Below are 10,107 nucleotides of genomic sequence, written 5' to 3' on the forward strand. Positions count from 1 at the left end.
CGCTCGCCAGCAGGCGGCGGCAGATAGCGTGACCTAAAATCGGAATTGTCCGTCATTTCCTGCCTTTGTCATGGGGCTTATCCTTCTGATCCTAAGGCCCAACTTCTCGCTAAACCACGCCCGATCAATATTTTTTGAGAAGCAGAATAGTGTTTGCTGCAGGGGCGATCGCTATTTCTACGGTCGGCAAGAGAGGCGCTTTTTCAAACCATTCGTTCATGGGTGGCCCAGGATCGTATCGCCACACTGGCCAGCACCGTGGCCACGCCGTGGCGGATCTGCGCGGGCCCGGCCGGGCCGATCACCATCCACTCCTGGCGGCTGCCCGGCGCCGGGTTAAGCCGGTACAACGCGACGCGGCCTGCGGTGGTATCGCGCAGATTCAGCACCGACGCGCTATTGACGGTGCTGGCATCGACATAGGCCCGCGCATATACGACCGCCTCGGCTACCGGCTCGGCCAGGGCCTGCTCTAACTCGACCAGCGCCGCGCCGCGCAATCCCACCGCCCGCAGCGGGGCCTGTTTGCGCGCGGCCGTGGGCCCCTGGTCGTGCGCGGTCACCGCGGCCACCATCTCGTCTAGGGGCACATTGACCGCGCTGATGCGCGCGGGGGCCACCTGATGTACCGAGTCCAGCGCCTCGGTGACCGTGCGCGCCAGCGTATCTTCGTCCGCCGCGCAGCAGTCGTCGATGGTGATGTGTCCCCCGGCGCGCACCGCCGCAACCCAGCGGCCACCGCAGCGTGCCATGACTATGCGCAACTGCTCGTCGGGGATTGCTCGCCACGTCGAAGGGTCCTCCAGCACCACCGTCGGGGCCCAGTTCATTGGCCCGCGCGACACCAACACGACGACCTCGACGTCAGGGTCGGCCAGCACCTTCATGCGGGCGGCGACATCGTCGCGCACCACCGCGGCCTCATCACAGATCCCTTGCCCGACCAAGACATCCAGGCCCGGATGTGTGCTCAGCCAATCCAGACAACGGGGCTGGCCGTAGGGGTGGGCCCGCAGCTCGGGCGCGAGACGTTCAATACCCAACAGCGCCTGCAGAAACCATAGGCCGTCCACATTGACGGTGATGTCGGTCGGTGAGGTGCTCGCGTTGCTCATCGCGGTCTGCGCTCTCGTGGCGGTGTGATCACGACAGCGCGGCGGCACCCGTGAGTGCCGCCGCGCTGGTGTCCGGACCGGCCTAGGCCGACATCCACGAGGAGCCGACCTGCCCGTCGGTGCTGTTCATGTTGTGCCCTGCGGCCTGCACCTTTTGGCCGTGGGCGCCTGCTTGCTCGTAGATGACCTGGAAATTGCGGCCGAGTTGGTTGATGAACTCCTGGCAAGCCGTTGATCCAGCGCCTCCCCAGAAGTCACCGGCGGCCAACACATCGCGCACGATCCCCTGATGCTCGGCCTCCAGCGCTGCAGCCTGGGCCCGGACCGTAGCGCCGTGGGCGTCAACGTCGCCGAACTGGTAGTTGATCGACATGGGTGAAGTTGCTCCTGACCTCGATTGAACGGCGTTCGGTTTGGGTTAGCTGCTCAGAATCTGCTGAGAGGCCTGCTCTTGCTGCTCGTAGTTGGCGGCGTCGCGAATCAGGCCATCCCGCACTCCGTGCAGCATGTTCACGATGTTGCGGAAGGCCTGATTCATCTGGCCCATGGTGTCTAGCGAGGTCGCCGACGCCAAACCGCTCCAGCCCGCACCCGAGATGTTCTGCGAGGACGCAAACATCTTGCGGGCGTCGTCCTCCACCGTTTGGGCGTGGGTCTCGAATCGGCCCGCCATGTCACGCATCGCATGCGGGTCGGTCATAAAATGCGAGGCCATAATTGATAATCCCCTCATATTTGCTCAGTGAATTGGTTCGCGGTTGCTCCGAACTCATTCTATGAGCCGGTTTTGGCCCCCGGCAACGGCGACAGTAAGCAATTTCCCAGCAATTTTTTCGAGCCTCGCGGCTATTGTCGGCGCAGCACCTTGATCGGCGTTCCGTAGCGCGGGCCGCCGCCACCTTCCCCGCCGCGCGCACCCATCCCGCCCGCCATCGGGGCGCCCCCATACATGCCGCCAGCGGGGGCTGAGGCGGGAACAGCCGACGATGCCGCCGCACCGCCCGGCGCGGCGACCGGTGTCACTGCCCGCGCCGAACCGACCGCTTCGGAGGTCCCCGCCGTCCAGGTCGCCGGCACCGACAATCCGCCCAGCGAACCGGCACGCCCGGCCATCGCTTCCACTTGTGCCCCGACTGAGGAAGACCCACCCAGGCCCGCCAAGCCGGGTCCGCCTAGGCTGCTCGCGGCCCCGGTGGCGCCCCCGAGCATGCCGGGATTGCTCAGCATCGACATAAACGGACTCAGCAACGACTGGAACTGGCCCAGGCCCGAGGCCGGCGACAGCCCGCTGCTCAGCGGTGAGGAAAACCCCTGCAGCACTTGAGGGATGGCGCTGACCAACTGCGGGCCCATCGACAGCATCGTCTGGCCGTCGAGTCCGGCGGGCAGACCCCCGGCATTGCTGAGCAGATTCATCGGCTGCTGGCCTGCCGCGTTGCCCGCGGACTGGCCCAACGCCGCGCTCTGGGCGGCTAGCCCGATTGGGTCGGAGTTGGGCAGCGGCGGGGTAAACGGCACCAACGTGCCGGTGACGCCCGCAGCGTCGGCGGCAAAACCGTACAAGACCGTGCTGTCCTGCGCCCACATCCCGTCGTAGACGGCTTCGTTGGCCGCGATCGCTGGGGTGTTGAAGCCCATGAAGTTGGTGGCCACCAGCGTGGCCAGCTGCGCCCGGTTCTCGGCGATCACCGGCGGCGGCACGACACCGGCGCGGGCGGCCTCGAATGCTGCCGCCGCTGCGGATGCCGCCGCGGCCGCGGCCTCGCATTGTCCGGCCGTGGCCATCATCCACACCGCATAGGGGGCGGCGGCCAGCGCCATCGAGATCGACGACGGACCCAGCCACGCCGTGCTGGTCAGGGCCTCGATCACCGCTTGAAACGCCCCACCCGCTGAACCCAACTCGGCGGCCAGGGACTGCCAGGCCGCCGCAGAGGCCATCAACGGCCCTGAACCGACGCCGGCATACATGCGTCCCGAGTTGTACTCGGGAGGGCCCCCGTAATCGACCATCAGTGCTACGGCGCGAAAGGCGCTTAGACCATCGCCACGGCGTTGAGGGCCTCAGAGGCCGCATACGTGGCCGCGGAGGTGCCCATGGTCGCGACGAACATCTCATGGATCACCGAGCCGATCGCCTGGGTGACCTGATAAACCCCCGCGTGGGTACCGAACGCGGCGGCCAGCAGCACCGAGGTGGGCTCCGGTGCCGGGGGCACCACCCCCAGCGTGGGGGCCGCGCCGGCGGCGTTGCCCGCGGCCACCGCCGACCCGATCGCGGCCAGTCCCGAGGCCGAGGACTCCAGCCCCGCCGGTAGCGCCGTGACAAACATGCAGCCTCCCAAAACGCGACGAACGTACCAATCTGCTGGCTTGAGTCTAACGGTGCCCCTGGTCTTATGTCCGGGTCAGCGAGAACCAATTCCAGGCACTTGAGTGTCCGCGACCTGCACGTATGTTCCCGTTTCGCCCGATTCGGCGCTATTCATCAAGAATCCGCGGCCGGCGACCATCGGGTGACCCTTCCATCGGCCCTGCACATAACCGGGGTCGGGATCGGAGTCCATGATCAGCATCGGTTCGAACGCCGTGCGCAACATCCGCAGCACCGGATTAGCTCCCGTTTGCGTGCTGAACGCTCCGAACGAATGGGTGTAGACGATGTGCAAACCGACATCGCGGCCGGCTTGCACAAACGGCTCGATCGGGGCGAACGGCGAATCAAACCCGCCCGGCATGCGCTCGCCGTCGTCGATGACCAGGAAGATCTCGGGGCCCTGCCAACTGCGCTGCGCAATCTGGCCCCCACCATCAGGATCATCGCGCGGCAGCCGCGCAGCCAGAACGCCGGCCAGCTCCACCATCCTGGCCTTCACGCTGTCCACGGTGGAGGCGAAGCGGTGCACACCGACGGGGCCCAGCACGGCGTGCAGCTGGCGGCGGGGATCGACCAGCCACACCTGCGCACCCGGACGTTCCTGCCGCACGCCCTCCTCATCCAGGGCGTACAGGCGGGCGATCTCGGCGAGCACCGTCGCACACGCGGTCGTGCGCCCGCACCCGCCCTTGCCTGCGATCACCAGATGCCGGTCCGGGGCCAAGAACACCGGACGCTCGGTCTCACTAAGCGCCCACACGATCGACGTTGACCAGCGGTCGTCGCCGCGGGCCAGCGCCCCCAGCGTCGCCTGCGACAATCGTGTCGGCAGGCGCCGCACCTTGGGCGCCACGGTGAACCCGCCCGCGACTCTGCTCACCGCCTCGGCCACGCTGCGTGAATCGAAATCCTCTGCGTCGCTGGCCTGTATCGCCGGGCGCGCCATCAGGGTGTGCAAACCCACCGGCTCCACCCCGGCCCGCACATAGTTTTGAGCGATCATGCCGCGGCCTGGGCGGTCCGCGGGAATGGCGGCGGCCAGCCGCGGTTTGGGTAGATCGGTGACGTCGTGGATGTCGGTGGGGCGCAGCCACACCCGCGATCCGAAACCGCCACGCACCTTGACCCGTAGCTCGGCAAGCCGGCTCACCGCAGCCACCACGTGGATGCCGAAGGTCGAGCCCTCGGCGATCAGCCGGTCCACCGTGTCCATTAGCGCCTCGTAGGCACTGTCCAAAGCCGCATAGTTGTCGATGACCAGAAACACGTCACCGTAGCCGTCGTCGGGGACGGTCCCGGTTTCCTGAGCTGATCTGCGCCGCCGGAACACCTCCATCGACATCACCCCGGCCGCCTCGAAGCTGCGTTTACGTCTTGCCAGCAGCTCGGCTATCTCAGCCACCGTGCGTCGCACTCCGTCGCTGTCCAGAGCCTGCACGACCCCACCCACATGCGGTAGACCCGCCACCGTGCCCAGCGCCGCCGAGGAGAACGCCAAGCAGTAGAACTGCACCTGCTCGGGGGTATGGGTCATCGCCGCCGCACAGATAAGGTCCTGTAACGCTGTCGTTTTCCCCGAACCCTGAGCGCCCAGAATCACCACATTGGCACCCGCCCCCGAGACGTCAACGAGCAGCGGGTGCTGGTCATGCTTGAACGGCCGATCCACCACCCCGATCGGGAACACCAGATTCGGACGCGCGGCGTACTGCTCATCCCACCGGTGCCCCAGGTACGCATCGACGAGTCGCTCGATGCTCCACGGCGCATCCAGTGGGGGCTGCCACAACCGGTAGGGCTCAAAGCCGACCCGGCGCAGCGCATCAATGATGACTGTCCCCACCTGTGGGCGCATCAGCACCCCCTCGGCGGCCGCGGTGGCCTCGTCGCGTGCGGGCTGGGCCGGCTCGTCGTCATCGACGTCGTGGCCACCCGCGTCGTCGTCGAGGTCATCGGGCAGCGGCAGCGGGGTGAAGTCGGCGCCGAACAGTTGCGGCGCAAAGTAATTCACCACCGCCGCCCCGGCGTCGCTCTCGTCGGTGAAATCCTCAGTGCCCGGCTTACGGTACTCCCGCCACAAATACTCGCCCTGGAACTTCGTCAGAGAACCGTCATCACCGAACGACAGATAGCATTGCCCATTGCCTTTGAGCCGCGTCGCGTTCGGCACTCCGATCTGCACCGCCGCACTCGTCGTCTTGAGCTTGAGCGCCAGCCGATAACCCATCTGTCCCATCAGCTTCTCTGCGCGGTTACCGATCTCCTGGCTGGCCATCAGCAGATGAATCCACAGCGAACGACCCTGTCGGCAGATCTGCCACAACGCCTCTTCAACCTCACTAGACATCCGGTACAACTCGGTGAACTCATCGATGACCACCATCAGCACCGGCAACGGCGCCAGCACATCAGCATCCCCGCGCGCCAACTGATCCGCCCGCTTCCTGTTGTACATGTTGGCGTCATCGACCTCGGCTAAGTCGCACAACGCTTTACGGCGCGCGATCTCACCCCACAGCGCCTCGACGAAGCGGTCCAACAGGTTCTGGTCCTCTTCGAGGTCGGTGATGATCTGCGCGACGTGCGGGACCCCGGCAAAAGGCTTGACACCCGCCCCGCCCTTGAGGTCAGCGAGCAGAAACTGCAGATTCTGGGGCGGATGACCCAACATCAACGACTCGATCAATGTGCGCAGCATCGTCGTCTTGCCCGAACCGGTCCAGCCCGCCATCACCCCGTGCGGACCCATCCCGCCCTCAGCTTCCTGCTTGAGGTCGACGAATAGCAGCTCATTGTTGTCGGTGCGGTTACCGATCGGCACATGCAGGCGCTGCGCGGAATTGATATCACCACGCGCGCCCCATAACTGCTCGAAATCAATGCTGGCCGGGTCATCAATCCCGTAGTAGGCCAGGATGTCTCGCGCCATGAACCGAGCCGCCGAATTCACCGCGATCGACTCATAGGCCTCGGCCAAGCGCCACCGCGCCATCCGCTCTGCGAACACCTCAGCCTCATCGCGGCTCATCTGATCAGCCACGGCGAAAAACCGGGCCGCGCCCGGCTCGGCTTCCCAAGTCATCGGGTCACGCGGAACCGCCATCACCACCGCATCCTGGCGCACATGCAGCACCCTCGCGGGCTGCCCGCACGCCGGAACCTGGCCCAAGCCGCAGACGTCGAAGAACGTCAACCCATTAACCCCAGCGGAACTGCCGAAGATCTCCCACCCCCCTTGCACATCACACACGATCACCGTGTGCGGCAGCGGGTCGATCGGGCTCTTACCGGCCCCATGTCTGATCGCGAATTCTCCCCGTGACCGCAACGCCATCGCATCAGCCTGAGCCTCCACGAAATCGCTCACCGACCCATACACCAGACGCAGCGGACCGGCACCATCTTCGATCACACGATCCCCAGCGTGCGGCAGCCACTTCACCCAATCCCACTCGTGCACATCACTAGTGACCACCACCACCCGCAGATGATCAGGACCATGCGCAAACACCAATTGGCACAGAATCGACCGCATCAACGCCAACACCCGCTCCCGCGGTCCGCACAGCTCATAACCCGGCTCGACCATCAGCGACACCAGGGCCGGAACCCCATAAGCCACCGTCTGATATCGCACGAACTCCTGCAGGACTTTTCCCGTGACCGGCTCGAGCTCGATATCGGTCGGCATATCCTGGGGCTCACTGAACTGGGCGGCGCCCGCCTCCTGAAGACTGGTCATCCCCACACCGACCCGGGCCACCCCGAACCAGCCATCTGAGCCATCAGCCTTACGTTCCCACATCCGCACCCCGCCCAGGGCGGCCTCCAACGTCCCCGGCGCCGGGTGATACCAGCGGTAATGCTCATCGAGGCTGTCCGCAGCAGCCGCCGCCGTCCCCCGCAGCCCATCGATCATCAAGCAAAACCGAGCCCGCAGCGCATCCAGCTTCGCGCGTGACATGTCCTGAGAACCCCGGCCGCTGAACAACATTGCAAACAACCCACCGACCATCACGATCGGAAACAGCGACCCCGCACCGGTGAACGAACGCGCACCGCTAGCAAAGCTCATCCACACCATTCCGCCTACCAGCGCCATCAACCCGATGATCAGTGCCACCGTCCACAACGGTTTCCCCTGCGGGGCGGGAACTTTCAGCGGCGTCGGCAACTCGATGGGCACCGGCTTCAACACCGGCGGTGAGGCCGGCTCCTGACGCGCGAACGCGAACTTCACTTCGGGACCTCCAACTGCCCAGGACTGAAATCAACCGGCAAACTGTTATGGCGCACCAATGCATCCGCGCGCGAAAGCACCGGACCCTGGGCCAGTAGACGCAACACCAGCCACGGCGCCGGACTAGGCCCAAAGCTTTTCGGGTCTAACCCCAACGCCCGCAACGTGTCGTCTTCGCGCGGTATCCCGAACCGCACCCCCGACTCCGAGACCCACCACAGCGATTCCGCCGTCGACGACGAGACCGCACTACCTGTCGACACGACGTAATTGGCGAACCCCGGCCCGAAGAACACCCGATCGGCCTGCACCGCCGACTCCGGGCCCTTCACCAACTCCACCACCTGATCTGCGCGCCCCTCAGCGACCGGAATGCTGGTCCCGGTAATCACCGACGTACTCGCTAGCGACTCCCCGCTCACCTTCTGCCACTGCCAGCACGCCACCGAATTGAGCGCACTGTCCACCACATGCGGCGGTGCCGGCGGAAACGCTGACAAATCAAGTGAGTTCACCACCGGCAGCTTCGCCAACACAGTTCCAGCCACCACCGGCGCAGACGCCCCCGCGTTCTGCAGCACCTGCGCCACTACCGGCGAGATCGGCTGGATACCATCTGCCAGCACCACCGAATACGCCGTCTGCCCGCCCACCTGTGGAGTCGCGATCACCGCACCCACCATCCCCGGCGCATCAACAAACCGCGCCGGGGACCCCGCAGCAGGGATCACCGGCACCGACAACTCCGGACCCACCGGCACCGCATCGAACAACGCCCGACTCATCGGCCGCGCCGCCGACAACGCATCTTCACCCAGCCCAAGGGCCAACAACACCGCCCGCGCACTGCGATTGACCAACGAACGCCGCCCGTCGCGGACCAGCCACACCTGATCGCCGTAGCGCCGCACCAGAGCCTCCTCAGCCCCCAGCACGTGCCGCCGCCCGCCCAGATCCGGTTGCCCATCAATGACCGTCACCGCCACCGGCTCAGGCGCCCCAGCGCCGAACGCCTTGGTGACCTCATCACACACCAGCCACGACGAACGCGCCGGCGACACCGGCGACATCTCCTGTGGCGCACCCGGAATACCCACCAGCGCCCCACGCGGACGCGCATCAATTTCGCTGCGGCGCACCAGATCCGGTGTCGCCGGCTCCCCCGCTATCAGACGCGCCGACGCCAAATTCAAAGCCGGATACAGCTTCTGGCCCACCCGCACATACAAAGCGCCCGAATTCCGATCCGCCAGGATTCGCGACGTCCCCGCCGAACTCGCCGGGCGCACAAACGACCAAAACAGCGCCCCAATGCACAACACGGCTGTCAACGTCACCCCCGCCAGCACCGCCATCGACTGTCGGCGGCCCGGCTCGGTCTCCATGCGCACCTGGCGGCGCGTCATCGCCGACACCGCACGACGCGCAAAGAACATGTGCCCTGATACCTGAAGGCGCGTTGACAGCCCTAATCCGCGGCCACGCGCAGAGGCCGCCGCTTTCGTTTCGTCGGCCGAATCAGCCATCTTAGCAATGCCTTTCGATTACTTCTGCCACGCTCACAGCCGGTAGGACTCGCCGCCGTGCGGGAACCCGCCTCCATTGGTCGCGATATGGACATGGTCCATATGGTTCTGCGTCGCAGAACCCCGATTCTCCATCAAACTCGACGAACCGTCCGGGTTGTGGATCGTCTGCTGCCAAATCACGTGATTGATGTTGAACTGCTGGCGGTGCGCCATCGCGAAACGCATCACCGCATCACCGAGCGCCTTACCGTGCGCCGAGGTCGGATCGGGAATCATCACGTCGATCGCCTGACCATTGGGATGCCACTTCAGCGAATCCGGTCGGACCCCGCCAATCGTGCGGATCTCCGGGAACGCCGCTGACACCGCGCGCGCCGCCAGAATAGTGTCCCGCTGCAGCCCCTTCTCCGAGGCCACACCCGGACCCAGCTCACCACCCACCGAACGGCCGACCACGCCACCCGCCGAGCCACCACCACCGCCAGGGCCAGGGCCAGTGAAGCTGCGGCCCATCAATGAGGTCGGCAAACCGACCAGGCCACTCAAACCGCTCAAACCACCGCCACCGCCACCGCCACCAAACGAAGGCAACGAACCCATCCCCGACAGCATCGACGACAACCCCCCCATCCCACCGCCGCCCATGCCCCGATACGCCGTCGCCAACTGCCGCAACCGCAACGCCAACACCCGGTTCTGCTCCGTAGTGACCTGCAACTGGCGCTGCATCGCCGCCAAATGCTCATCCATCGTCGCCACGACCATCCGCACCCCCGCCGGCGACGACCCCAACGGACCCACCGCCGCACCCGCCGCCCGCGCCTGATCGCGAATCACCCCCGCACC

Annotated in this window: 8 protein-coding genes; all 8 read right to left on the reverse strand. The window is 65.8% G+C overall.

The features are described 5' to 3' along the window. Nucleotides 1-203: 203 nt before the first annotated feature. Nucleotides 204-1,115 carry an ESX secretion-associated protein EspG gene (locus AO501_RS07480; protein ID WP_055577127.1) on the reverse strand — a complete coding sequence of 304 codons (912 nt, stop codon included), beginning with the start codon at nucleotides 1,113-1,115 and terminating at the stop codon, nucleotides 204-206. Nucleotides 1,116-1,197: 82 nt separating this feature from the next. Further along, complete coding sequence (locus tag AO501_RS07485) at nucleotides 1,198-1,488, reverse strand: WXG100 family type VII secretion target (RefSeq protein WP_055577128.1); 291 nt, start codon at nucleotides 1,486-1,488, stop codon at nucleotides 1,198-1,200. Between the two features lie 45 nt (nucleotides 1,489-1,533). Then, entirely contained in the window at nucleotides 1,534-1,830 is a 297-nt protein-coding gene (locus AO501_RS07490) for a WXG100 family type VII secretion target (protein ID WP_055577129.1), read from the reverse strand. Nucleotides 1,831-1,961: 131 nt separating this feature from the next. Continuing rightward, nucleotides 1,962-3,128 carry a PPE family protein gene (locus AO501_RS07495; protein WP_055577130.1) on the reverse strand — a complete coding sequence of 389 codons (1,167 nt, stop codon included), beginning with the start codon at nucleotides 3,126-3,128 and terminating at the stop codon, nucleotides 1,962-1,964. A gap of 23 nt (nucleotides 3,129-3,151) precedes the next feature. Next, a complete protein-coding gene (locus AO501_RS07500) occupies nucleotides 3,152-3,448 on the reverse strand; it encodes a PE family protein (RefSeq protein ID WP_055577131.1) in 297 nt (98 codons plus the stop codon). Nucleotides 3,449-3,523: 75 nt separating this feature from the next. After that, nucleotides 3,524-7,732 (reverse strand): type VII secretion protein EccCa, encoded by a 4,209-nt coding sequence (eccCa, locus tag AO501_RS07505; RefSeq protein WP_055577132.1) that lies wholly within the window; start codon nucleotides 7,730-7,732, stop codon nucleotides 3,524-3,526. Beyond that, complete coding sequence (eccB, locus tag AO501_RS07510) at nucleotides 7,729-9,258, reverse strand: type VII secretion protein EccB (protein ID WP_055577133.1); 1,530 nt, start codon at nucleotides 9,256-9,258, stop codon at nucleotides 7,729-7,731. The genes eccCa and eccB overlap by 4 nt, the downstream gene beginning before the upstream one ends. A gap of 33 nt (nucleotides 9,259-9,291) precedes the next feature. Continuing rightward, nucleotides 9,292-10,098, reverse strand: coding sequence for a hypothetical protein (locus tag AO501_RS37805; protein WP_269435168.1), 807 nt, complete (start codon nucleotides 10,096-10,098; stop codon nucleotides 9,292-9,294). Between the last annotated feature and the right edge of the window lie 9 nt (nucleotides 10,099-10,107).

This window comes from Mycobacterium gordonae (assembly GCF_001417955.2).
GTDB lineage: Bacteria > Actinomycetota > Actinomycetes > Mycobacteriales > Mycobacteriaceae > Mycobacterium > Mycobacterium gordonae_B.